At 48.1% G+C, this 25,064-nt stretch carries 22 protein-coding genes; 7 read left to right on the forward strand and 15 right to left on the reverse strand.

Going from position 1 to position 25,064, the window contains the following annotated elements:
* Positions 1 to 146: 146 nt before the first annotated feature.
* The 4 genes from uvrC to ACOMHB_RS14560 all read right to left on the reverse strand — a co-directional run bounded on the left by uvrC (position 147) and on the right by ACOMHB_RS14560 (position 4,590).
* Complete coding sequence (uvrC, locus tag ACOMHB_RS14545; protein WP_448217158.1) at positions 147 to 2,000, reverse strand: excinuclease ABC subunit UvrC; 1,854 nt, start codon at positions 1,998 to 2,000, stop codon at positions 147 to 149.
* A 91-nt stretch (positions 2,001 to 2,091) separates the two neighbouring features.
* Positions 2,092 to 2,748, reverse strand: coding sequence for a UvrY/SirA/GacA family response regulator transcription factor (uvrY, locus tag ACOMHB_RS14550; protein ID WP_448217159.1), 657 nt, complete (start codon positions 2,746 to 2,748; stop codon positions 2,092 to 2,094).
* Positions 2,749 to 2,911: 163 nt separating this feature from the next.
* Entirely contained in the window at positions 2,912 to 3,841 is a 930-nt protein-coding gene (locus tag ACOMHB_RS14555) for an electron transfer flavoprotein subunit alpha/FixB family protein (RefSeq protein WP_422411997.1), read from the reverse strand.
* Complete coding sequence (locus ACOMHB_RS14560) at positions 3,841 to 4,590, reverse strand: electron transfer flavoprotein subunit beta/FixA family protein (protein ID WP_448217160.1); 750 nt, start codon at positions 4,588 to 4,590, stop codon at positions 3,841 to 3,843. The genes ACOMHB_RS14555 and ACOMHB_RS14560 overlap by 1 nt, the downstream gene beginning before the upstream one ends.
* Positions 4,591 to 5,123: 533 nt before the next feature.
* Here ACOMHB_RS14560 and ACOMHB_RS14565 point away from each other — a divergent pair.
* Entirely contained in the window at positions 5,124 to 6,767 is a 1,644-nt protein-coding gene (locus ACOMHB_RS14565) for an electron transfer flavoprotein-ubiquinone oxidoreductase (RefSeq protein ID WP_422133871.1), read from the forward strand.
* Positions 6,768 to 6,850: 83 nt separating this feature from the next.
* Here ACOMHB_RS14565 and ACOMHB_RS14570 read toward each other — a convergent pair whose 3' ends face one another.
* Positions 6,851 to 7,426, reverse strand: a complete 576-nt coding sequence (locus ACOMHB_RS14570) for a DUF1285 domain-containing protein (RefSeq protein WP_422133872.1) — start codon at positions 7,424 to 7,426, stop codon at positions 6,851 to 6,853.
* A gap of 230 nt (positions 7,427 to 7,656) precedes the next feature.
* Between ACOMHB_RS14570 and ACOMHB_RS14575 the strand changes: the two genes are divergently transcribed.
* Both ACOMHB_RS14575 and ACOMHB_RS14580 read left to right on the forward strand, forming a co-directional pair.
* The gene (locus ACOMHB_RS14575; protein WP_448217161.1) at positions 7,657 to 8,595 is read left to right on the forward strand and encodes a YiiX/YebB-like N1pC/P60 family cysteine hydrolase; all 939 of its coding nucleotides are present in this window, start codon (positions 7,657 to 7,659) and stop codon (positions 8,593 to 8,595) included.
* Positions 8,596 to 8,895: 300 nt separating this feature from the next.
* The gene (locus ACOMHB_RS14580) at positions 8,896 to 9,048 is read left to right on the forward strand and encodes a hypothetical protein (protein ID WP_422133874.1); all 153 of its coding nucleotides are present in this window, start codon (positions 8,896 to 8,898) and stop codon (positions 9,046 to 9,048) included.
* 293 nt (positions 9,049 to 9,341) lie between these two features.
* Here the strand turns inward: ACOMHB_RS14580 and mntA are convergent, their stop codons facing one another.
* The 3 genes from mntA to ACOMHB_RS14595 form a co-directional block, all read right to left on the reverse strand.
* The gene (mntA, locus tag ACOMHB_RS14585) at positions 9,342 to 9,719 is read right to left on the reverse strand and encodes a type VII toxin-antitoxin system MntA family adenylyltransferase antitoxin (RefSeq protein ID WP_448217162.1); all 378 of its coding nucleotides are present in this window, start codon (positions 9,717 to 9,719) and stop codon (positions 9,342 to 9,344) included.
* A gap of 351 nt (positions 9,720 to 10,070) precedes the next feature.
* Complete coding sequence (locus tag ACOMHB_RS14590) at positions 10,071 to 12,194, reverse strand: phosphocholine-specific phospholipase C (RefSeq protein ID WP_448217163.1); 2,124 nt, start codon at positions 12,192 to 12,194, stop codon at positions 10,071 to 10,073.
* A 23-nt stretch (positions 12,195 to 12,217) separates the two neighbouring features.
* Positions 12,218 to 12,340, reverse strand: coding sequence for a hypothetical protein (locus ACOMHB_RS14595; protein ID WP_422133878.1), 123 nt, complete (start codon positions 12,338 to 12,340; stop codon positions 12,218 to 12,220).
* A gap of 264 nt (positions 12,341 to 12,604) precedes the next feature.
* Between ACOMHB_RS14595 and ACOMHB_RS14600 the strand changes: the two genes are divergently transcribed.
* Complete coding sequence (locus tag ACOMHB_RS14600; protein WP_448217164.1) at positions 12,605 to 13,381, forward strand: hypothetical protein; 777 nt, start codon at positions 12,605 to 12,607, stop codon at positions 13,379 to 13,381.
* 59 nt (positions 13,382 to 13,440) lie between these two features.
* On the opposite strand, the gene cobB is transcribed toward ACOMHB_RS14600, so the two are convergent.
* From cobB to ACOMHB_RS14615, 3 genes are all read right to left on the reverse strand, one after another.
* The gene (gene cobB / locus ACOMHB_RS14605) at positions 13,441 to 14,169 is read right to left on the reverse strand and encodes a Sir2 family NAD+-dependent deacetylase (protein WP_448217165.1); all 729 of its coding nucleotides are present in this window, start codon (positions 14,167 to 14,169) and stop codon (positions 13,441 to 13,443) included.
* A 57-nt stretch (positions 14,170 to 14,226) separates the two neighbouring features.
* On the reverse strand, positions 14,227 to 15,621 hold the full coding sequence (locus tag ACOMHB_RS14610) for a DUF4139 domain-containing protein (RefSeq protein ID WP_448217166.1): 1,395 nt from the start codon (positions 15,619 to 15,621) through the stop codon (positions 14,227 to 14,229).
* A gap of 252 nt (positions 15,622 to 15,873) precedes the next feature.
* Positions 15,874 to 17,715 (reverse strand): beta-ketoacyl synthase, encoded by a 1,842-nt coding sequence (locus ACOMHB_RS14615; RefSeq protein WP_448217167.1) that lies wholly within the window; start codon positions 17,713 to 17,715, stop codon positions 15,874 to 15,876.
* A 158-nt stretch (positions 17,716 to 17,873) separates the two neighbouring features.
* Between ACOMHB_RS14615 and ACOMHB_RS14620 the strand changes: the two genes are divergently transcribed.
* Both ACOMHB_RS14620 and fabV read left to right on the forward strand, forming a co-directional pair.
* Entirely contained in the window at positions 17,874 to 18,851 is a 978-nt protein-coding gene (locus ACOMHB_RS14620) for a GlxA family transcriptional regulator (RefSeq protein ID WP_448217168.1), read from the forward strand.
* Positions 18,852 to 18,986: 135 nt separating this feature from the next.
* On the forward strand, positions 18,987 to 20,189 hold the full coding sequence (fabV, locus tag ACOMHB_RS14625; RefSeq protein WP_448217169.1) for an enoyl-ACP reductase FabV: 1,203 nt from the start codon (positions 18,987 to 18,989) through the stop codon (positions 20,187 to 20,189).
* 378 nt (positions 20,190 to 20,567) lie between these two features.
* Here fabV and ACOMHB_RS14630 read toward each other — a convergent pair whose 3' ends face one another.
* Entirely contained in the window at positions 20,568 to 21,362 is a 795-nt protein-coding gene (locus tag ACOMHB_RS14630) for a hypothetical protein (protein ID WP_448217170.1), read from the reverse strand.
* 216 nt (positions 21,363 to 21,578) lie between these two features.
* On the opposite strand from ACOMHB_RS14630, the gene ACOMHB_RS14635 reads away from it, so the two are divergent.
* Positions 21,579 to 22,052: a class I SAM-dependent methyltransferase gene (locus ACOMHB_RS14635; RefSeq protein WP_448217171.1), complete on the forward strand. Its 474-nt coding sequence runs from the start codon at positions 21,579 to 21,581 to the stop codon at positions 22,050 to 22,052.
* Here ACOMHB_RS14635 and ACOMHB_RS14640 read toward each other — a convergent pair.
* From ACOMHB_RS14640 to ACOMHB_RS14650, 3 genes are read right to left on the reverse strand one after another with little or no spacing between them, the layout of a single operon-like run.
* On the reverse strand, positions 22,024 to 22,278 hold the full coding sequence (locus tag ACOMHB_RS14640) for a FeoC-like transcriptional regulator (protein WP_448217172.1): 255 nt from the start codon (positions 22,276 to 22,278) through the stop codon (positions 22,024 to 22,026). The two genes, ACOMHB_RS14635 and ACOMHB_RS14640, sit on opposite strands and share 29 nt — an antisense overlap.
* Positions 22,278 to 24,632 (reverse strand): Fe(2+) transporter permease subunit FeoB, encoded by a 2,355-nt coding sequence (gene feoB, locus ACOMHB_RS14645; RefSeq protein ID WP_448217173.1) that lies wholly within the window; start codon positions 24,630 to 24,632, stop codon positions 22,278 to 22,280. The genes ACOMHB_RS14640 and feoB overlap by 1 nt, the downstream gene beginning before the upstream one ends.
* Positions 24,629 to 24,862 carry a FeoA family protein gene (locus ACOMHB_RS14650; protein ID WP_422133895.1) on the reverse strand — a complete coding sequence of 78 codons (234 nt, stop codon included), beginning with the start codon at positions 24,860 to 24,862 and terminating at the stop codon, positions 24,629 to 24,631. Before ACOMHB_RS14650 ends, feoB begins: the two co-directional genes overlap by 4 nt.
* Between the last annotated feature and the right edge of the window lie 202 nt (positions 24,863 to 25,064).

The following is a 25,064-nucleotide window of genomic DNA, read 5'->3' on the forward strand; positions in this document are numbered from 1 at the left end:
GTATAAGAGCCCCCATACAACCTCGAATGGTCTGGTGCAGATGGAGACCCGACAGACTGTCGTTGAAAGTATTTACAGCCGCATAAGTTACACAGTCAGGAGACAGAGTACAAACCCGAATCCAGAAGCCTGTCAATTTCGGCCTCCTAGGAACCATGTAAATGAGCATGTATTTGCTCTGCCAGGTTCTGACTGATTCCCTCGACTTTTGCCAACTCATCTACTGGTGCATTCATTACGCCATGACGCCCCCCAAAGAACTTGAGCAATGCAGAACGACGTTTGGCACCAATGCCCGGAATATCTTCCAGAGTTGATCGCTTTCTGGCAACACTGCGCTTCTGCCGGTGGCCGGTAATGGCAAACCTGTGAGCCTCGTCTCGTATATGTTGAATCAGTAGCAGAGCGCCATCTTGTTTCAGTGCAGCTAGCTCCCTGCCCTTATAGATCAGTGTTTCAAGACCTGGTTTCCTGGAAACTCCTTTAGCGACACCTAATAAAGGAATATGTTGCAGAGACAAATCGTACATGACTTCCTCTGCCACCCTCAACTGCCCCTTACCGCCATCAATCAATATCAGATCAGGTGTATTCTCTGGATGCTCAGCCAAGCCTTTATAACGCTTATGTAGGGCTTTCTTCATGGCTGCATAATCATCACCGGGCTCAATGCCTGTTATGTCGAAACGCCGATACTGGCTTTTATCAGGCCCATCCTGATTAAAAACAACACAGGAGGCAACAGTTGCTTCTCCCATGGTATGACTGATATCAAAACACTCAAACCGGGTTAAAGGTTCTTTCAGCTTCAGCAGCTTACCCAATTGTTCCGTGCGCTTGCGCTGGTGAGTTTTCCCGGCCAGCTCAGACTGAAGGCTCATCTGTGCATTTTTCTCTGCCAGCTTCAACCAGTCCTGTCGCTCCCCCCTCACCCGATGCTTGATTTTTACACTTTTACCCGACAACTGACTGATTCCCTGCTCAAGTACCTGATGATCTTCCATGGCAATGGGCAAGATAATCTCAGCGGGAAAATTGCGACTATTGGCGAGTTTGATATAAAACTGGGCTAGAAATTCTGACAGGTGATCTTCCGGTTGCAGATCCAGTCTGAAGTTCGGAAAGTAACTCTTGTGACCCAATAGCTGACCATTGCGAAAAAAAAGCACCGCAAAACAGACCTTACCCATCTGGTTGCTGTAACCGACTATGTCAGCATCGCCGGTGCTGCGGTTGACCGACTGTTGCTCCTGGACATGTCTGAGCTGGCTGATCTGATCCCGAATTTCAGCTGCCTCTTCAAACCTCAACGCTTCGGACTCATTCTCCATTCTCTTGATCAGTTTACGGATAAGCTGTTGACTCTTTCCTTCCAGAAACTCACGAGTATCCTGCACATCTTGCTGATATTCTTCCGACCTGACCAGATTGACGCACGGAGCCTTACAGCGTTGAATCTGGTGCTGGAGACAGGGACGACTTCTATTGCGGAAATAACTGTTCTCACACTGCCTGACTTTGAACACCTTTTGCAGAAGATTCAGACTTTCCCGCACGGCACCACCACTGGGATAAGGACCGAAAAACAAGCCTTTCTTACTTTTACTCCGACCTCTCTGATAGCCAATGCGAGGGTACTCATCTTCTAGAGAAAGATAGATAAAGGGATAGGACTTATCGTCTCTGAGAAGGATATTGTAGGGCGGCTTCCGGTCCTTGATGAGGTTTTGCTCTAACAGCAGAGCCTCCAACTCAGAGTTGGTAATGGTAACCTCTATGGTGTGTATCTTGCTGACCAGTGCCATGGTTTTGGTGGTCAGACCAGTAGGACGAAAGTAACTGGAAAGACGGTTTTTAAGATTTTTCGCCTTACCGATATAGAGGGTATTCCCGAGATTGTCCCGCATGTCATAGACACCCGGCTGTCTGGGCGCCTGTTTTAGAAAAGCCTTGTGATCGAAGCGCTCTTTTTCTTCACCCTGAACCATTGAGCCTGTCATGGAGTGTTAATACTGTCGATTAATTTCGAACAGTATACTGACAAACCAACCCAGAGACCTACTGAAACTTTAGTTCAGAGCATACGGCTGATTAGACAGAAACAATATCCTGCCCCACTTCAATCAGGCCACATCGAATGGCCAGATGAGTTAACTCCACATCACTGTTTATTTGTAGCTTCTCAAAAATACGGTAGCGATAACTGTTCACCGTTTTACTACTCAGACACAGTTTGTCTGAAATAGTTTGCACCTTTTCACAGTTGACGATCATCAGGCATATCTGCATTTCCCGGCTGGAAAGTTTTTCAAAGGGGGAGCCGGAGGAAGGACGTAACGATTTCAGTGCCATTTGCTGTGCAATATCAGGGCTAATGCAACGCTTGCCAACGACCACTGACTTGATGGTGGTCACCATCTCGTCGATACTGATGCCTTTGGTCACGTACCCGACTGCACCGGCTTCCATCAGCTTGGCAGGATAAAGCTCATCATTGCAGACGGTGACAGCAATGACCTGAATTCCCGGGAATGACTGATTAATTCTGCGGGTGGCTTCCAAACCACCAATGCCTGGCATACGAACATCCATCAAGACAACCTGAGGCTTCAGGCTTCGACATTTCTCAATGGCTTCTTCCCCACTGCTGGCCTCTCCGACAATGACCAGCTCCTGTACATCAGAAAGCATACGGGATAGCCCCGTTCTCACCAGATCATGATCGTCAGCAATCAGTACGCGAATCATGAAACACTCCAACCTGCATCTTTATAGTTGTTATTTTCCTAATCGGTCTCTTACTTCCCTGATGGTAAATCATTCCAATGCCACCAAAAAAGCCTGTGCACGAATAATACCGTACAGCAGGCTTATTATGCTACCAGCCTGATAGCAACATCAGACTCTGAAATCAGAGTTTGCCTTCCAGCTCTGGTACAGCTTCAAACAGATCTGCTACCAGACCATAGTCGGCTACCTGGAAGATAGGCGCTTCTTCGTCCTTGTTGATGGCAACAATGACTTTAGAGTCTTTCATACCTGCCAGGTGCTGGATCGCACCGGAAATACCTACAGCAACATAGAGGTTGGGAGCAACAATCTTGCCGGTCTGACCGACCTGCATGTCATTAGGAACAAAGCCTGCGTCCACCGCAGCACGGGAAGCTCCTACGGCAGCACCCAGCTTGTCAGCCAGTTTATACAGGATTTCGAAGTTTTCTCCATTACCCATACCACGACCACCGGATACTACGATTTTGGCACCACCCAGCTCAGGGCGATCAGACTTGGCCATTTCTTCACTGACAAAAGAAGAAATACCTGCATCGTGGGCAATATCCAACTGTTCAACAGCTGCACTGCCACCTGTAGCGGCGACAGGATCAAAGCCGGTACCACGAACGGTGATAACCTTCACAGGAGCACCACTCTGTACTGTTGCGATGGCGTTACCGGCATAGATAGGACGGGCAAAAGTGTCAGCATTATCTACACGGATAATGTCAGAAATCTGATCAACATCCAGCAGAGCAGCAACACGAGGCATATAGTTTTTACCGCCGGTACTGGCAGCACTCAGAATATGGCTATAGCCTTTGCCCAGCTCAGCAACCAGCAAACTGACATTTTCTGCCAGCTGATGCTCATAGGCGGCGTTGTCCACAACCATAACCTTGTTGACACCTTCAACGGCTGATGCTGCTTCGGCAACAGAACCACATCCGGACCCGGCGACTAATACATGAACATCATCGCCTATTTGGCGGGCAGCCGCTACAGTATTCAGAGTGGCTGCGCCCAAGGCTGCATTATCATGTTCTGCAACTACGAGAATAGCCATTAGATTACCTTCGCTTCTGTTTTCAGTTTTTCGATCAGTTCATCAACACTGCCCACACGGATACCGGCACTGCGCTCGGCGGGCGGCTCAACTTTGAGTGTGTTCAGGGAGGAAGTTACCTCAACACCCAGATCTGCAGGTGTTTTGACGTCCAGAGGTTTACGCTTGGCCTTCATGATGTTGGGGAGGGAAGCATAACGAGGCTCATTCAAGCGCAGATCAGTCGTCACGATAGCGGGCAGTGACAGGGAAACAGTCTGCAGACCACCATCAACTTCACGAGTGACACAGGCCTTACCATCTTCTACAGTCACTTCAGAGGCGAAAGTACCCTGAGGAAGACCAGACAGTGCCGCCAGCATCTGACCGGTTTGGTTGTTATCACTGTCGATGGACTGTTTGCCCAGAATCACCAGATCCGGCTTTTCTTCATCAACAATGGCTTTCAGCAGTTTGGCAACAGACAGAGAACCGGGCTTTTCTTCGGTTTCTACCAGAATGCCGCGATCAGCACCCAGAGCCAGAGCGGTGCGTATTTGCTCCTGACTCTCTTTGGTACCGAGAGATACGACAACGATTTCACTTGCAACACCCTTTTCCTTCAGTCTCACCGCTTCTTCAACAGCAATTTCACAGAAAGGGTTGATGGCCATTTTTACGTTCGTCAGATCGACATCACTATGGTCCGCTTTTACACGAACCTTGACGTTATAGTCGATGACTCTCTTAACGGCTACAAGAATTTTCATGGGTTCGCAGCCTTCCTTATTTATACTATGACTGGATACTTGGTTGTGAGGCAGGGCATGAAATCTCCGAAAACATCGCGCGGAGCATCAATTGTTATCATTGTTTCACATCACTGCTGTGTGGGCAGTCTAACAGCACGTCAATAAGGGTTCAAACCTATGTTCAAGATTGATGATTATCAAGCAGTTTTATGAACAATTTGTCTGACCAGTGCCTTTTATTAGAGCACCCGAGCATTATCGCATATTCTGCAAACTGCCTCAGAGGCATCTCATTGGCAGAAAGCCACCTGACACTCTTCTGCGTCGAACGGACTCCGACTCAGCGAATGCTGGTTATTTGCGTATGAGACAGTATAATGCAGAAAAAAATTCAAACAACTGTTTGATTTTCATGCTGGCAGATTCTTCTGACAACGGCAGCCGGAAAATTTAACCGGAAAAGTTAAAGCGTCATCAGATAAAAAATATTGTATGAAAATCACCATATGATAACTCGGTGAGGGAGGGGATTCATTTTGGAACGCGAGTCTATGCCATTCGACGTGGTAATTGTGGGCGCTGGTCCATCCGGTTTGTCTGCAGCATGTCGTCTTATGCAACTGTCACAGGAAGCGGGTCAGGAACTCTCTGTCTGCGTCGTTGAGAAAGGATCAGAGGTAGGAGCACACATCCTGTCCGGCGCCGTATTCGAACCCACTGCTCTGAATGAACTGTTTCCTGACTGGAAAGAAAAAGGTGCGCCACTGAATACCGCTGTCGCATCCGACGATATCTACTGGTTGAGTTCTCAGGAAAAGGCTCTGAAAGTGCCGGGGGTCTTTGTACCCAAGACCATGCACAACGAAGGCAATTACATCATCAGCCTGGGTAACCTCTGCCGCTGGCTGGCCGAGCAGGCAGAAAGCATGGGTGTAGAAGTTTTCCCAGGCTTTGCTGCCAACGAAATTCTGTTCAACGAAGATGGCAGTGTTAAAGGGGTTGCTACTGGTGACATGGGCATCTCTGCCAATGGCGAGAAAAAAGACAGTTACATGCCTGGCATGGAACTGCACGCCAAATACACCCTTTTCTCAGAGGGCTGTCGTGGTCAACTGGGCAAAGAACTTATCAGCCGTTTTAATCTGGACGAAGGTAAAGACCCTCAGCATTACGGTATAGGCATCAAGGAGTTGTGGGATATAGCTCCAGAGAACCACTCTCAGGGCCTGGTAGTGCACACCGCTGGCTGGCCTCTGACTGAAAGCGGCTCAACCGGTGGTGGCTTTCTTTACCACATTGAAAACAATCAGGTCGTTCTGGGTCTCATTACCGACCTGAGTTACTCCAACCCCCACATCAGTCCGTTTGAAGAGTTCCAGCGTTATAAACAGAGCCCAACCATCAAGAAATTCCTAGAGGGAGGCAAACGGGTTTCTTACGGTGCCCGCGCCCTTGCTAAAGGTGGACCTCAGTCGCTGCCAAAAATGACCTTTGCCGGTGGCATTCTGATCGGTTGTGATGCCGGCACCATGAACGGTGCCAAAATCAAGGGCTCTCATACGGCCATGAAGTCCGGCATGTTGGCGGCTGAAGAAGTTTTCAAGTCAATCAGCACTGGTTCCGAAGGTGGTGAAGATCTCACCTCTTACGCCCGGGCTTTTGAAAACTCCTGGCTGGGTGAAGAGCTTAAGGCGCAGAGAAACTTTGGACCGGCCATGCATAAGTGGGGCAATTTTGTGGGTGCCGGCTTTGCTTTTGTCGACCAGAATATTTTTGGCGGCAAGCTGCCGTTTACCCTGCATGATAAAACACCCGACTATGCAACCCTGAAACCAGCCGCTGATAGCAAGAAGATTGATTACCCAAAACCGGATGGAGTCATCAGCTTTGATCGCCTGAGTTCTGTGTTCCTGTCCAACACCAACCATGAAGAAGACCAGCCCTGCCACCTGAAACTGGCGGACGCATCGATTCCTCTGAAAGATAATCTGCCAAAATACGACGAGCCTGCTCAGCGTTACTGTCCGGCCGGTGTCTATGAAATTGTCGAAGAGGAAACGTCCGGCGAACAACGCTTCCAGATCAACAGTCAAAACTGTGTTCACTGTAAAACCTGTGACATCAAGGACCCTGCTCAGAACATTACCTGGGTAGCTCCGGAAGGTACCGGCGGCCCTAACTACCCGAACATGTAGCTCGGGTTACACAGAAAAGGAGCCATCAGGCTCCTTTTCTGTTTTATGGATGCTCAGGCAGATTTATTGACTCCCATCCCGGATCAGTATTCAGGTTTTATACTGCCAATGGTGAAAGTTTGACCGTGACTGTTGAGGCACAACTCTACATCATCATGCTCCGTAGATTTTTCTTCTGCCATCTCAATGAGTTGATAGAAGACGTTACGATGAACCAGAGCATCCAGCTGAGCCCTGACTCTGATGTACGGTGAAGGCTCTCCCGTCGACGAATCAATATTCACCCACAAAGGATGCTCTCGATCCAGAGTCACTTTATCACCTACGTTAGTAGTGAAAGTCAGGCCATTGTCATTATTTTCAACGGAGACAGCCACAAACGGAGCATCTTCTACCTGGATTCTCACCTTCTCTACCGGGGTCACCAGATAAAAACAGTCATCCTCATCATGCCTGAGAATGTTAGAAAACAGTTTAACCATGGACTCTCTGGCTATGGGTGATCCCATGTAGAGCCAACTGCCATCCCGACAGATTTTCATGTCTATATCCCCACAAAAATCGGGATTCCATGAATGAACAGGAGGTAACCCCTGCTGTTTCAGGAGAGGCTTCATGCTCTCAGCCAGCTGTCCGGGTGATATGGATTGATCACTCATAATTCGGCCCCTCAGTCTGTTGTCATTGTTCTGGCGAAACGTCAGTACTCGAATGAAACACGGATGCAACAAAGACATTATATCGTCTTAATGAGGACGCCGTCTGATTTATCTCTGCCGGACACTCGATCGATCCAGAAAGGATAGTTCGCAAGATCGAGATTAGAAGTCACCCATGACCCTATCAGGGATATGACAAATGCTACTATTTAAGTTGAAGCACTGAAGTTATGGAGAAGTGCATAGTCGAAGAACGACAGGGAAAAACAATGCAGCTCTTCAAATCACTCGCTGGCTTACTCACCAAATGGCTCATGCAACAGCCTGAAGACAACAACCGACCTCTCTGTGATTTCGAAAGAATCCGCCATGAGCTTAAGCCCTGCGATGTAGTGCTCGTTGAAGGTAAATCTCGAGTCAGCAATGTCATCAAACAGATCACCCAGAGCCCCTGGTCCCATGCCATGCTTTATGTTGGCCGCCTGCATGATATAGAAGACGACCGTATTCGACAGACCGTTAAAGAGTCTTATGACGGCTCTCCGGATGATCAACTTATCATTGAGAGCGAGCTTGGATTTGGAACAGTCGTACACCCTTTAAGCCGCTATGAAGGTGAACACCTGAGAATTTGTCGACCCAATGGATTAAACTATTCCGACAGCCAGCAGGTCATTCACTATGCTGTCAGCCGTTTGGGTCTTGATTACAACGTGCGCCATATATTGGACCTGGCCCGCTTTTTCTTCCCTTATTCCATAATGCCCAGGCGCTGGCGTTCCACTTTATTTCAACATTCACCCGGAGATGAAACCAAAACTGTTTGCTCCAGTATGATTGCCGAGGCATTCAGTTTTATTCACTTCCCGATTTTGCCTCTGGTGAAGATGAATGGAGAAAATGGTGTTCAGCTGTTTCAGCGCAACCCCAAACTCTGCACACCCAGTGACTTTGACTACTCTCCCTATTTCCAGATCATTAAATACCCCTTTCTCGATTATACCCACCATTCGGACTACAAACTGCTTCCCTGGCATGGCCATGGTGCTCTGGAAGGTAAGGAAGGAGATCTTTATATCACCCCTGATGAGGTGAAAGAACTGCAGCAGATAGGATTAAACAGTGGCTCAGGCTCAGAGACTCTGGACAACAGAAACACTTTGAACTGACGCCTGGTGAATAAACTGAGAGGCATCAAATCATTCAAGAGTAATAAAAAAGCTGATTATTCAGAATTGATCTTATAGCTTAGTGGACGCGAGAAGAATCTGCACCATAATTACTTCTACTGATCCGGTCGACTTCCCCCTACGATCAATCAGTCTGGGCTGCTGACTTAAGTGGCCTTGATACTTGCATTGTGTACCTATGTTTCACTCCTAAAATGGTCTTAGCCCGCGTACTCTTCCCCCAGAGTCGCGGGTTTCTTTTTGCCTGAAACTCTTGTGTAGCAAGGGCTTTTTACGCCGTTGCGACCTTCCATCCGTGATGCCATTGCTGAGCCAATGGCTTTTTTGCCCGTAGAAACCATCATTCGTGACCAACAAAATACCCATTATCAAGCATTGCGTCAGGCCGACGATGCCGGCGACTCAACACCATATTATCGCCTTCATACTTAAAAGCGATTGAGCAGACTCTCAACGAAGCACTTGCCAGTGAACCCATCCATTTCAGCGACCAAGTAAACCGTTAAGTAAACGATCAAGTAAAAAGTCCTCTTCAGCTTCTTCTGACTGACCCTGACGAACCTTTCAAATTTCCAGTATTCCTTGGAATAGCGGTACTCGTGAAGATTTCAGGGTAATTGACTAAGGTACTATGGTTCTGATCATCCGGCCTCAGTCTGGGCAGCCCTCACCAAATCCGTGGGTCAGTTGAAAACGAAGGTTTATGGATGTCCTGCAGGTACACTTTATCGTTCATAGTCTTTTTCCCAGGCAGAAATAATGGCATGCTCAAGACGGCGAACGGCCGGAACATAGCGGTCAAATAGTTTCATACCCTGAATAATGTTCCATTGCAGAGGCACAGGTACCTCTCGAAGATCAACAACACTGAGTTCAAGCTCGGGGTACAGCCGCTCTAGCTCGGCTTCAATCATTTGTGGCCGGACGGCACGTTCCAGAAGATCGGTTTCATAATCTGTATAAATAACAGCAAGATCCCAGTCGCTGTCGTCCCTGGCATTCCCTTTTGCCCGTGAACCGTATAGATAGATGGCATCAATTGCACTGAAATGTCGCATTGCATCAACCAGACCATCTGGAAGCTGACATGTTGAAGGGCTCAATAGAATGTCCTGCAGATAGTGTCTAAAAAAGTATTACTAAGGGTTATCATTTCATCTGGCCAGTTATTTTTCCATAGTCATCCTGCCTCAAAATATCCATCATGAGCCAAACCTCCCAGACTGACAGCCAATGTGGCTAAAAACAAAGGTTATACCAATCGTGCTTGCTAACTGCCATGATGAGCATGGAGATTTGAGCCTTGAGACAAGGCGGCGTGAGGAGTCATAGCCTTAACTATGGCGCCGATCGCCAACGCAGGATTAAGGCTCAAATCTTCAGCGCAATAGGAAGTTAGAAAGTTCGATTGCTATCACCCATCACCTTGGGCACCCTCTGAATTTTCAGAAGTTTTATGACCCCATCAGAGGGTCTGAAACGCCATGAGTGCCATTTTCAACCCTGCCACAATAACGTCTGAACGTGTCACTTCCTTCAACACTGACTTCCAGCTCATACCAGTTGGATGCAGGCTTGATAAACTGCTCAACAGACGATTTTTCACCGGCTGCCAGAGTGACAGTCTTTTGATTACCTGGCTCGTAGGCTGAGAAGTCTACAGTTACACGCTTCTCTGTATCTGCAAGATTTTCCAGCTTGACAAGAACCGACGGCGTTTCCTTGTTAACTCCATAACATACGGAGACTTCCTGGTTATGTTCCTGCTCGCAGGTTCCCTTAAACTGACGATGAAAACCGTTAGCAGAGAGCACCCACAAGTCATACTTATTGTCGAGAGATGTCGGCCATGTAGCCCGTACGGTATCTCCGGCTCCAATGACAAAACGCTTAGGTATCTCTTCCAGATTCAGTTGATCATAGACATGAATCACCGCGCCCTGCTGTCCACTGTTGGTCATAGTCAGAACAACGGAATACTGATCAATATCGACCAAAGCGTTGACGTGCAGCTCATAAGGAAGAGCTCTTGAAGGCCGGATACCTGCATCCGCAGCGGGCGGTAGCTGGTCATCTTCAGCCGGAGGATTAATCTGTGGCAATAGTTGTTGGAAGAATCTTATGGTATCAGCCTCGGACTTAGTCATTTCCGGTAGCGATGGCAATGGCTCGTCATTAGGGTTTTCAAAATTAAACGCCGATAATAAATCACCGCAAACCGCACGGCGAAAAGGCGTAATATTCTCTTCGATCACTCCAAAACGCTTCTCCAGAAACTGTAACACCGACGTATGATCGAACACCTGTGAGTTCACCCAGCCTCCCCGGCTCCACGGAGAAACAATCAATGCCGGAACTCTTGGACCCGGACCATAAGCCTGATTTTCAGTGTGATACTCTCCGGTTGTATCAACAGTACTTTCACCATGAAAAGCTCCCTCACTCAGGGAAGGCGGGCAAGGTGGAGGCATATGATCAAAGAAACCATCATTTTCATCAAAATTGATAATCAGGACTGTTTTACTCCAGGTGTCCGGGTCACTGGTTAATGCATCCAGAACTTCCTGTGTATACCAGCCTCCCTGTACCGGTGACGAAGGTCCCGGGTGCTCGGAATAAGTTGCTGGCGCAATAATCCATGACACTTGTGGCAAAGTTTTGTTTTCAATATCATTTTTAAGACTTTCCAAAAAGCCACCGTCAGCCATGGTATTGGCGACGCCTTTCAGCAAAGGGCTTATGTTGTCATCGTCTTCTGACCATTCGGGATAAGGCTTACCATTGGATTGATTGCCTTTTGATTCATTGGCTTCCCGGTACTGTCTAAAACCGGCCAGAGGGTTGTCTGTAAAATTATCAGGTAAGTTCTGATAAATCCTCCAACTGACACCCGCCTGCTCCAGACGCTCGGGATAGGTTGTCCATGTATACCCTTCACTGGACGAGCCCAGACTATCATAATCATTAAAAATGGCAGGTGGGTTAGGGTCCAGTTCGTGATGATTGATACCCGTCCAATGATACAGCCGGTTAGGGTTAGTTCCCCCATGGAATGAGCAGTAGTATTCATCACAGACAGTAAAAGCATCGGCCAGGGCAAATTGAAAAGGTAATTCAGCCTCTGTGTAGTAACCCATCGACTGATCTTCTTTATAGGTTGGCCAATCGCTCATGCGCCCGTGATCCCAGGCTTCATGGGCATCCGGAAAAGTGTGTGGCGTACCATTCACCCGCTGGGCATTACCCTGTTCCGCATCCAGATGATAGGGATAAATAAAGCGTTCATTATTTCGTTGCTTATATTTTTGCTTCCAGACATTGCCATACACCGTAGGAACAGGATGGCGATCAGCAAAACCACGAACCCCTGCCAAGGTTCCAAAATAGTGGTCAAAAGCCCGGTTTTCCTGCATCAATATAACCACATGCTCGACATCATTGATGTTGCCATGGACATTATTTGCCGGAATGGATAAAGCCTTCACAATTGAAGGTGGAAGCAACCCTGATGCTGTCACTCCAGTTAAACCGATACCTGACGCTTTTAAAAATTTACGACGACTCAACGCTTTTTTCATAATTAGCTGATTGCCTTTACTATTTATTCAACTGGGCAGTGGTATTCACTGGTATTATTGTCACCATTGGCGGTTTCTGTTTCATCGTCACAGCCACTCAGCAATAGTGAAAAAACAATCAGTGGTATAAAACTCAGAACTCTCACGAGGACTCCCGATTGTTATGGGTTATTTTGCGAGCACAGGGTATGTAAGAAATAAGACACAGTGATGTTACAAGGGTGTCAGTTTCATGATGAATTGGTGACAGCTGTTGGTCCTTCCTTTAATGCCTTTAGCTTGTGATTGCCCTTTATTTTTTATTTTCCGATCAAGGTTGTCTGCAGAACCATTTTGAGCGTCTATAGTTACCGTTTGTTATAAAGCAGCAGGTATTTCTGGTGCGACAAACTGTTATTTTTCTGATTGTTATGACAACGGTTCGAGCGGTTATGGCGCAGGCACCGGCAGATTTGTTCCCTGAGTATCTGTGGATCGTTGACCATGATTACCACGCTACTGCTAATTACAGGAATGCAGGTTACCTCAGCTACGTGAAGTCATTTAAAGGTAAAGCCAAGCAAAATTTCTTCTTATCATCGCTGAATATTCTTGTTCATCCGCCCGAAATCAAAGGTACTACCTCTGTTGTCTCTGTTGGCCTGCCCGGTACCTCGGTTACTTACCGATTTGATGCTGTTCCAATGGTATGGTTTCCCCCTGAGTCTCTGGAAAAAGCCTCGTTCAGCTGGTCTGCAGATGGACAGTCTCTTTTTGTAAAACGAACAGTATCGGAGTGTACATCGGACAAACCTATTATCAGGATTGAATTTGAATATTCAGGCTGTCTCAGCAGCGTCTTCACTAAAGATGTTTTGAAGCATCTGTTTACAAGGTATAACAGTATCAACCCTGAACTCTTCAATTTTGTTGCCTTTCCGGCTACTGGTCAAACGCTTGGTCAAAGGCGCGCTGGTAAAAGAGCTGCTATATTCGTCGGTGACTTTAGGGAAGAGGCAGTCTCTGGCTGTTCTGCAGCCACTGTATCTCAACACGCGCCTGATGGCGTTGACCCGTTGCATTCAGATTACAAGCCTGACCACTCAGACAAACTGCCGCCTTTGGATAATACCCCAAAAGTAAAAAATTCCTCTTCGGAACAGAAGCACGAACTGCCAAAAAAAACACACTCCGCTTCCTCCAATTGAGAAGAAGCATAACATGCAGGGCATCGAAAAATTTGAGATAGGAAAATATTGCCGTACATCTATTCCAGCAAAGTATTAAAGAATTCAGGAACCAATTCAGTAGCAGGACCGCTTAGACTTCGATCAAACCGGGAGGCGTTGGAGCCGGGCTCAAGATTCAACTCTACAGTTTCGGCACCCGCAGCTCTGGCTTCTTCAAAAAAGCCAGCAGCCGGATAAACATTACCTGAAGTTCCGATGGATACAAAAAGATCACACTGCGACAAAGCTTTGAAGATACGATCCATCTCCAGGGGCATTTCACCAAACCAGACGATATGAGGCCGCAAATTGCCCGCCATTTGACAACAGGGGCAGAGTGTTTCGGTAGTCAGATCCTCATACCACTCGAAAACCTGCTCTGTATCCTGACAACTCGCTTTATAAAGCTCACCATGCATGTGAATCAGGTTCTGACTGCCCGCCCGGGAATGCAGATCATCCACGTTTTGGGTTACCAGCAGAAACTCACCATCAAAAGACTTTTCAAAGTCTGAAAGAGCCTTATGAGCAGCATTACAAACCACTTCACTCAGTCGTTGTCGCCTGTCATTGTAGAAAGCCTGCACCAGGGCCGGATTGCGATAATAACCTTCCGGCGTGGCGACATCTTCAATCGAATGGTTTTCCCAAAGGCCATCACTGCCCCTGAAGGTTCGAATACCCGACTCGGCAGAAATACCGGCACCAGTCAGAACTACAATGGATGGATAATTGAGCATGAGCCTTTGATCTGTAGTAAGTTGCATTTTATTTTGCCAGAAGCCTGAACAACTATTGCCTTCAGACTTCTGACCTGAACGGTATTACCGAGTGTATACCGAGGTATATGTAAAGGTTTTCTTGCTTTTTGCGGGAACTTTGACTTTGATGGTGTCAGTCTGCTCCAGAGTACCGCCTTTCACATCTTCCAACTTAATCAGAGAATGATCGCGATCTGTCATCATCAAGGTCACCTCTTCATCACTGTCATTGAATACGACGGCCTGCCAGCGACTGATCAGCTCCTTCTCGCGCTGCTGACTGTCAACACGCTTTCTCTCAACCCTCACAGTCAGAGCTTCGCCCATAGCAAGATGGGCATAATCCCCTTTGGTGGTCTGGGGAATCATGGCATTACCACTGATAATCACAGTGCCGTCGCCGGTAGACTCAAGAATTCTCACCTCACCCGCAGGAAGATCGCGCCCTGCCTTAAAGCGATAATTCAGTCTGGGTCTTTGCAGATCTGAACCTCTGCCCGAATATGAACGTCCATTGACATCCAGCTGATAGTAATGATCGAGTGCTATCTGATCTTCCTTGTAGAGCGTCATCTGTTGCCAGGAGAACGGGGTCAGTTTCGTTTGATCCTTCGGCAAGGGTATGACCATGACTTCACCCACCCGCTGATTTTCCTGACCGGGCATGGGACTGGCAGCATTCGCCCTCACCATTTTATGGGCATAGCCCACGTTGGGTCGCCCCATATCACCGGCCACCAGCTTGATATCTGCGTTGTTGTAATCGGTTTCTGTGTTGTTGTTTAACAGCGCCGTCAGCTCAATACGAGCCTTTCCATCATCATCAAGAGTCATTCGATAATGGCTTGAATAGCGAATGGAAGGCGTGATGTAAGAAAGACGTAACTGGTCGGTACCTTCCAGATCCGGGAAGCGTGCTATCAGACGAGTCTGATAGTCTTTTTCCAGAAAAACCTGTTCGCGCGAAGCCAGCCTGATACCCTGCGGATCGTTCCAGTCCACCAGGTATTGTCGACCATTACTGCCCTGGACCAGACCCATTCCACTGTCATAGGAGAGCAACACACCCTGTACCGGAACGTTCAGCCCTCCCCCTACGAGTTCAACCGACTTGCCGACCAACCTGTTGTATAGATGATCCCGGTCCAGCCCACCTCTGTGCCAAGTGAGGCTATCGGGCACCAGACCTTGTTTGTCTTTGATGTATTCCAGCTCAAGGCTGTCATCTTCCCAGTCATCGGCCATGCCTTCGACGACCAGGCTCCCATCCGATCCGGGAAGCACTTTGAACTGCTGACGAACCAGGGTTTTGTCCGGGTAAAGCGTTAAATGAGTACTGTTGGCGTGACTGACTTCCACTCTTCCTGCCTGTTCATCTGCCGTTACCCTACTGGCAGCCATGCCAGTAAGAACAATAGAGCTAATCAGTATTCCGGTCAGTTTGAGTCTGGTTCTCATTATGACTTTCTCCCTTTAATGAGATACTGAGGACTGATTGAGTCTACCTTTATACATAACTCAATGACCAGCCCGGATAATGATGTAAAGCTTTTGAAGAACATGCCCGTAAAATAGACCATAAATCAACTGAACGTTTGCTCGGGTATGACTCAATGATATCATCCAGTGCAGCCGAATAACGGGATACATTAACTCTTCTTATGTCCAGGGCTGGAAAGGTGGTGCCCCCACTTCATCAGGCTTCCAAGATCAAAAAGACCAGAAAGGATTATCTACTTCCAGATTCACCGGGTGGCCGAAACCGGGTACCTTAATGGATTGGTCGGTGTACTCCAGATCGTCTTCTCCAAGAACCCCTTCACCAAATAGATAAATAGGCTCCGCCTGGCCAGACAGCTGTGCAGACTCATACTCTTCCTGACGGCGGAACGTAGTTTCATAGCACTGCTGCCAGGATGAAAGTGCCTGCTCGCCGTGTCTGGCTTTTAACATCTCACGGGTTATATCAGGACTCAGAACCAGTGCCGTAGCGTTGTTGCCCCCAAAACCTTTGGCATTGATCAGCGACATGGCCATCTGTGATGGGTCCATCTGTTTGTGATTCATACTGATTTCAAGGTGTGAATGATGAACGTCTTCAGCAATGCCGGAAATGGTTCTGATTCCGGGAATAATGCCCTGATGCCAGACACCCAGTGTCGACATTAGCTGATCACCGGCAGCCGCACCAATAGAGTGACCCAGATAGCTCTTAACTGCAGTGACAGGCCAGTTATTCATACCAAAATGACGAGCCGTTTCATTGAGGATGCGGGATTCAGTCACCCGGTTCTGTGGGGTACCGGTACCGTGAGCCTGAACAAAACTTCTCTGTCGCAGAGCGTCCTCTCCCAGAATCGCCCTGCCAAGAGCGGCAGCCCTGGCAAGGGTCAGATAGTTGCCGGCACCGGGCGCTGAAATGGATTTCTTATAGCCGTCTGCGTTCACAAAAACATCAGCCACCGCCCCGAGAATTTCAGCACCGGTCTCCAGCGCCAGTCCATCATCCATCAAGACAAAGTATTGAGAAGACTCGGCAATGGTAAAACCGGCACTCTCTGCAAAAGGACGACAGGCATTACTCCAATCGGGGTTGGTAAGATCGTCAAGACCATCCAGCTTCCTCAAAGCATCATCCGTAGCCAGAGCTCCCATGGTGCTATAGCCATCCATGATTTCAGGAATGACCGGTGCCTCACTGTTGCCAACAATCACCACACGGCGCTTGCCGGAACGAATGTCGTTTACTGCCAGCTGCAGGTTATAAAGCAAGGTCGCACAGGCTCCCATTGAAGTGCCGGTATTACCCAGTGAACCCAGGATATAAGCATTGATAAAGTCAGCAGACATTTCAGCAAAGCCCAGTGGACATTGCTTGGAACTAACCCTCTTACCCATCAGGCGGGCTTTCAGCATACCGCCATAGCCGTTATAGTCGAGCTGGCTCATGGCACTGCCAGAATAGACAGCAATCTGTTCGGGAGACAAATTGTCTTTTAAGAGCTGCCAATCCAAACCAGAGGATTGCAAGGCATCTGAGGCACCATAAACCGTCATAGCCAGTGAACGGGGATGATGTCTGGACTGGTAGAGCGCAGCAGGATCAAAACCGCTGGGTAACTGACCAGCAGCATTGACCGAACCTGCTCTTGTTGAAGGCAACATCAGGGTTTGCGCACCAGAAAAACACACTCTGACATTTCGACCATCATTCAGTTCTTCTACCTGCCAGTTTTCCGGTAATGGCCTGGGCAGCCTGCACTTGGGCAGAATCAGTTCGGAACCCTTGTCGGCTTTGAGGGGCTGGTGATAATAGAGAGCATTATTATCAAACAGGTTGGTTTCCAGCTGCCTGATCAAAGTACCTGAAAGAATGGTGTCTGCCGGTGTGTCTTTATCCAAACCCCTGAGTCGTGCGATAGCAGACAATGTTTTCTGCTGTTGCTGAGCACCCAATTGATCAAATATCAGGCGATGATAGCCATGAAACCCTGAACTTCGTCCCGCCGGGCTGATGCCTCCCTGCGCGACAATGACCGGCAATCTGCTCACGGTAACAACTCCATTTAGAGAAAAGATATAGCGGTAGTTTAATAGGACATTCATCAACTCATCTGTACATTTACGCCAATATACCAGATTATTACGCCATACCATCGAATTCAAAGGCCGGTGCATTGGTACAGAAAACGCTTTCACTGAATAGAGTTATGATTCCCCTTGTGGATCATATGCTGTCTACCAGCATCAGTTTACCCCTTGAAATGATCCAGGCAGGAGTCACCTATAGTCGACTGAGACATCAACACCCAGACGTCAAAATCTGTTTCTGTGCCGAGCAACTTAACCCGATCATCAGCATGAGCAGAATTCCTCTGACACCGGAAGTGACCTTTTCTGAAACAGGTCCCGGAGACCTTGTCATTGTGCCCGGCCTTTGGCGCAATCCCCTACCCGTGGTCAAACAATCCAGAGCAATGGTGAAATGGCTAAGGTATCAGCATCAGCAGGGCGCTACCTTCTGCGTAGCAGCAACCGGGGTCACATTTATGGCCGAAACAGGTTTATTGAATCACCAGCCCGCAGCGACTCACTGGTATTTTCTTGAACGATTAAAGCGACACTATCCCAAGGTTGATTTTAAACCCCACCACCTGATTACCCGCTCAGGCAGAATATTCTGTGCCGGAAGTGTCAACTCGGTTGCCGATCTTATGGTTCACCTTATTAAGCTGAGCATGGGAGAACAAATTGCCCATAAGGTCGAGCAGCAGTTCTCCCACGAAATTCGTCGACCTATGGATCAGATGCTGTTCGCCGAAGATCACACAACCGCTCATAACGATGAAATCATCGTCCGGCTTCAGGAATGGATAAGGCAGCATTATTGTGAAGCTATTGAGATGGAAAACCTGGTAGCAGCTTCAGGCTTGACACGAAGAACGCTGCACAGAAGATTCAAGGAAGCAACGGGCTTCTCCCCCACCGCTTATATTCAGCGAATGAGATTGACCCTGGCCTCGGATCTCCTGAAAAGTACCGACCTTTCAATCAGGGAAGCAGCCTACCAGGCCGGATACACAGACCCTGACTATTTCAGCCGACTGTTTCAGAAACACTTCCAGCTCACGCCAAGCGACTTTAAGCGCAGTGTTCGGGACAAACTTTTCTATCTTGAGAGCTCTTGATACATTTCGTATCAATATACCGACTGATCTATACCGCCTGCGCCTTTTCCACCCTGCCGGTTTTGGATAAGCTTTACTCGACTGTTATGGCACAGTGAACCGTGTGCCGTCTCTTATCGTTAACCGGAGCCAAAGATGATTATCAAGCCAAGGATTCGCGGATTTATCTGCACAACGACCCACCCTGTCGGGTGTGAGCAGAACGTTAAAGAGCAGATCGCTTATACCAGGGCTCAGGGTGAAGTGGCCGGGGGTCCCAAGCGGGTCCTGGTCATTGGTGCTTCCAGTGGTTACGGCCTTGCCTCTCGAATTACTGCGGCTTTTGGTTCAGGCGCGGCCACCATCGGTGTTTTCTTCGAGAAGCCTGCGACCGAAAAAAAACCCGGTACGGCAGGTTGGTACAATTCTGCCGCTTTCGAAAAGCTGGCCCATGAAGCAGGTCTTTATGCAAAAAGCCTGAACGGAGATGCATTCAGTCACGAAGCCAAAACCAAGACAATCGAACTGATCAAGGAAGATCTGGGCCAGATCGATCTGGTAGTTTATTCCCTGGCTTCTCCCGTCCGTAAACTGCCTGACAGTGGTGAAGTGATCCGTTCCGTACTCAAGCCTATGGGACAGCCTTATAAGGCGACTGCCGTCGACACCAACAAAGATCAACTGTTTGAAGCCTCTGTTGAGCCTGCGACCGAAGAAGAAGTAGCAGCAACGGTGACGGTAATGGGGGGTGAAGACTGGGAACTCTGGATAAAAGCTCTTTCAGAAGCCGGTGTCCTGGCAGAAGGCTGTAAAACTGTGGCCTATAGCTATATTGGTACCGAACTTACCTGGCCTATTTACTGGGAAGGTGCATTGGGTCAAGCCAAAAAGGATCTCGACCGTGCCGCCCACGCCATTGATAAACAACTCAAGAGCCTGAATGGTTCAGCCAACATCGCAGTACTGAAGAGTGTCGTTACCCAGGCCAGCTCCGCCATTCCGGTAATGCCCCTCTATATCGCCATGGTCTTCAAAAAGATGCGCGAAGAAGGTGTTCATGAAGGCTGTATCGAGCAGATCAACCGAATGTTCCGTGATCGCCTTTACAGAGAAGACGGCCAGGCTCCGGCAGTGGACGACACCAATCGCCTGCGCCTGGATGACTGGGAGCTGAGGGATGACATTCAATCACACTGTCAGGCACTCTGGCCAGCACTGACCAACGAAAACCTGGCCGAGCTGACTGATTACATTGAATACAAGGAAGAGTTCCTGAAACTCTTTGGTTTTGGTGTTGAAGGCGTTGATTATGAGGCGGATGTTAATCCATTAGTGCCTTTTGACGTGATTGATATCTGATCGACCGATCCGGGAGGGCTTGAAAGCCCTCTTTTATCAATTCCCAAGCTCGTTGAAATACGACAGCCAACCAATCCTACCTATTTTCTAAGCTGCCTGCACGGCAGTGAACCAGAGTATAAAGCATCAAACCACTTATATAACAGCAACTTAGGAATAAATATCAAATTCACCCCAATTTTTTGAGCCATTTATAACCATATGATTTTTAACATCTTTTTAAAGAGCTAATATTTTTGGTCAAAATCAGGAAAATGTCACTCTGTTGCAAACACCTAAAAAAGTCAAACCAGCAAAGTCGGTGGCGCAAATCTAAACCAACTATGCTCCCTAACCATCTGGCAGCCGAAGCGCATCGCGATAGATGACGATAGGCTTTTACTCATAGTAAGAAGCTTCCCGACTGTACCAGGACTGAGGGCGCCCGACGGGCTGATTGAAATCCGGGAATGGCAGTAGCTTGCCATTGGGACCTTTGGTCATTTTATAATCCTGCCATTGATCATCAATGTACAATTCATCACCGGCACGTATGAATTTTAATTGAGCATAGACCGCTATGGGCAGAGGCTTAACTCCCGCTGTGTATGCAACACCCGAGGTAAAACCTGTCAGCTCAAAGCCGTTTTTCAGCCAGTCGACATTGCCTGTAAGGGCATGGGACTCCACCACGGCAGGATCACTGTGGGACAGTACACTGCTTTCAAAATGCCATTGATGTTCGGCATCTATTCTTAATACGTAGCGAATCGCCAGATAGCGGTGCTCACGAAACTTTTTCTTGCGCTGATCATGTTTATTAATTTCGTAAAACGTATTCCTGATGGCTTCAATCGTATCAAAAGCAATGCCATCCGCCATTCGATAAGGATTACCAATGAGCACCTCACCCTTAGAGATGGTCAGTGTTTCCGGCTCATTTTCGACAGGTTTATTTTTATACTCCTTGTCAATAATGATACGGAACTGCCTGGCATGCATCGGCTCATACCGCCCAAGTACTGATTGCAGTTTTTGGAAGCCTGCATCCAGACTTTCAATAGACGGCACAGGTTCGGCTGCATAGAGAGGCCAAATGACGATTGTGACCAATGAGAATACGCCAGTGATCGCCAATTTTCTCATGGCACCATTTATCGCACTATTTATTGCACTGTTTATTGCACTATTCATCGCACTACTTGACTTGAGACTCTGTTTGTAAGCTAGTTCATACAGCAAAACTGTCCAGCCAGAACTTGATCAAAGCGTCAAATAAAGAGCAATATAAAAACCTGGCGGGTAATAAAGTTCTTTAAGGGAATGATTAACTTTGAACACACAATTCTGATTCTGATCTTTTTTGCAGGCTGCCTGATAACTACGACCATTGTCTTTTGGAGCCTGCGTTTGGGCATCACTCCAACACCCACTTCTGGCAAGGTAAGAGTAAAACTACTGGAAACCCTGCCTTCAAGGGTCGATGGCAACATTTATGAACTGGGCTGTGGTTTTGGTTCTCTGATTTCAGTGTTGGCAAATGCCTATCCTGACCGCATCATCTTCGGAATTGAACGTTCTCCCCTCCCCTACTGGATCAGCCGAATACGCTGCAGCCATCTGAAAAATGTCATCATCATTCAGCAGGATATTTTTCAACATCAATGGGAAGAAGCCGGATTGGTCGTATGCTATCTCTATCCGGGCGCTATGGAAAAGTTATCCCGAGCATTCAAGGAGAAACTGAAGGATGGCTGTTACATCGTCAGCCACACATTCAGGCTACCGGGATGGCAGCCTGAACGTACGAATAAGGCTAACGATTTATACCTTAGCCCTGTCTATCGATATCGGGTTAATCACTCTGAACACAGACAGGAATGAGATCGTAGTGACTCGAGCTTAACCAACGATAGACAATCAACTGTTCAGGCCCACAAGCGACACACCCCTGTTTGCAGCCAGATGACTCCTCCGCCACTTTTCCTTTCCTGACCCAGTGACTCAGCATGGCCTGCATGGCTTCAGGGTCTACTTCAAAATGCTGACTCAGTTCAGCCAAAGTACAGATCCCTTTTTCTGACAGAAAATCTCTGATTGATAGCAGCATCAATGGCTTCCTGTAGAGCTTCTGAGTGTTTCAGCAGGTAGATCTTCTGAAGTGAATAGCATTCTCTGCCCTGCCCTCCTGAGTAGCAGAAACACCAGAGTCATGGCCAGCATTATGATGGACAGCCAGCTCAGGGATGTCAGTGGTTGAATAGTAATTCGGGACAACTGGTAGTATAGAGTAGCCACTGAATATCCCATGAAGAAAGTCCAGCCCGCCACAAAGAATGTCCAGCGAAGGCCTGATTCCCGATAAATAGCCCCCAGGGCTGCAACACAGGGTGTGTAGAGCAGGATCATCAGGAGATAAGCGACGACAGCCGCATCACTGATGAACAGTCTTTGCATGACCGCGAAGGTGGAAACTTCCACTGCCTGTTCCTGCGCTACTGATTCCAGATTACTCAAATCACCAACACTGAGTCCAAGAGGATCTGTCAGAGAAGATACCACCTCTGAAAGATTGACAGGAATGGTTGCCATGGCCTCCTTAAAACCAGACATAAAGTCAAAATTATGGGCTTGGGCTTGAGTGCCATTCTCCTGCTCAGCGATGGAGGTGTACATGGAGTTTAGCGTGCCAACCACCGCCTCTTTTGCCAGAATGCCTGTGAACAGGCCAACAGCCGCCGGCCAGTTATCTTCTGACATACCCATGGGAGCAAAAGCAGGTGAAATGGTTTGACCTATTTTACTAAGCGCAGATGACCGGGTGTCTTCATGGCCAAAACTGCCGTCAGTTCCTACAGAGTTCAGGGTATTGAGTATCATTACTACGAGAACTATCGCTTTACCTGCCCTGAACAAGAAGGCTTTCAGTCGACTCCAGGTTCTCAGCAGTACATGCTTGACTGACGGCCTGTGATAGTTAGGTAACTCCATAACAAAAGGTGTAACCTCTCCACTGAAGAGACTCTTCTTCAGCATCAAACCCGTTACCACCGCAGCCAGAATACCCGTCAGGTAGAGTGTAAAAACCACATTCTGACCGAAACCGGGAAAGAAGGCCGCAGCAAATAACGCATAGACAGGAAGACGCGCACCACAGGACATAAAAGGCGCCATGGCAATGGTCAGCATCCGGTCCTGCTGATTTTCCAGCGTCCGGGTCGCCATAATGGCCGGTACGTTACAGCCAAACCCAACCAACATAGGCACAAAAGCCTTTCCGGGAAGCCCCAGAAAACGCATTGCCCTGTCCATAACAAAAGCGGCTCTGGCCATATAACCTGAATCCTCCAGTACTGAAAGGAACAGGAACAGAAAAGCAATTACCGGTATGAAGGTAGAGACAGTCTGGATACCGCCACCGACACCTTTGGCCAGCAGCGCAATAATCCAGTCCGGCGCAGCGATACTTTCAAGCAGATGGCTCACACCATCGACAAAGAAAGTGCCTGAGAGAATATCGAAAAAGTCTATAAAAGCACTGCCTATGTTCACAGAGAACATGAACATCAGATACATAACGCCAAAGAAAACCGGCAACCCCACCAGTCGATTCAGGACAATGCGGTCGACACGCTCAGTAAGACCTTGACTTACATTCCCCATGCTTTTGACAGTATCCTTCATGATGAGGCTGATGCTTTCATAGCGACCGTTTGCCACCAGGATATCCATCTCTGCATCATAGGCGTCCTCAAGTTGGGATCGTGCCAAAACCGCAGCCTCCAACAGACCCTGAGAAACCTGGTCAACATAACCGGCCTCGCCCTCCAGTAATTTAAGCGACACCCAACGTGCAATTGAGCGATCTTCAATCTCACTGGCAACACGTGCCTGCAGGCAAGTAACAGATTCTTCCAGAACGCTTCCCAGAGATTGCGGCTTTGCCGGTTCAACTCCGTTAAAAAAGCATTGATTAATAAGATCCTTGAGCCCCGGTGTTCCTTTGTTTCTGGAGGCTATCATGGCATGAACAGGGCAACCGAGCTGTTCGGACAGCTTTTCAGCATTGATCTTGAGACCTTTGTCCCTGGCAACATCCATCATGTTGAGGACAACAAGAACGGGGAGTCCCATATCCAACAGCTGTGTGGTCAGATACAGGTTACGCTCAATATTTGAAGCATCGACAACGTTGACGATCAGCTCAGCTTCACGGGCAAGGATAAAGTCACGGGCAATGCGCTCATCCATCGATACCTGATCATCAACCACGTCCAGACAATAGGTACCGGGCAGGTCAACCACTTCAACGAGCTGGCTTTTATACTCATAGCGACCACTGCGCTTTTCTACAGTAACACCAGGCCAATTGCCTACATGCTGACTGGCCCCCGTCAAACTGTTGAATAAAGTGGTTTTGCCGCAATTAGGGTTGCCTACAATCGCAAACACATGTTCGTTCATAGACGAGTCACTTCAACGGCTGCCGCTTCGTGACGACGCAGACTGAGTTGAAATCCCCGAACCTGGAGCTGAATAGGGTCACCCAGAGGCGCGACCCGGCATACTCTGAAACAGGTTCCAGGCGTCAGGCCCATGGCCAGAAGCTTACGACGATAGGCTAAGCCTGCTTCCCTGAAAGCGAAGACCCGAGCTTCCTCTCCTGTCCGGAGATCCCCTAAAGTGACCGTCATCACAATCTCCCAAGCCTCCTCCCGGAACGCACAGCAAGCGGGAGAGAGTGCTTCCTGATACATCTGATGATGTAGTGAAAAGAGTAACCTGAGGCGGTTTACGGAAAGACAACAACAGATTGAAAAGCAAGCGGAATATTAGACCTAAATGAGAATTATTTCAATTAACAATCGAACTCATTGATATCGTAGTTTCAGAAAT

It is taken from the genome of Endozoicomonas sp. 2B-B, from assembly GCF_053470045.1.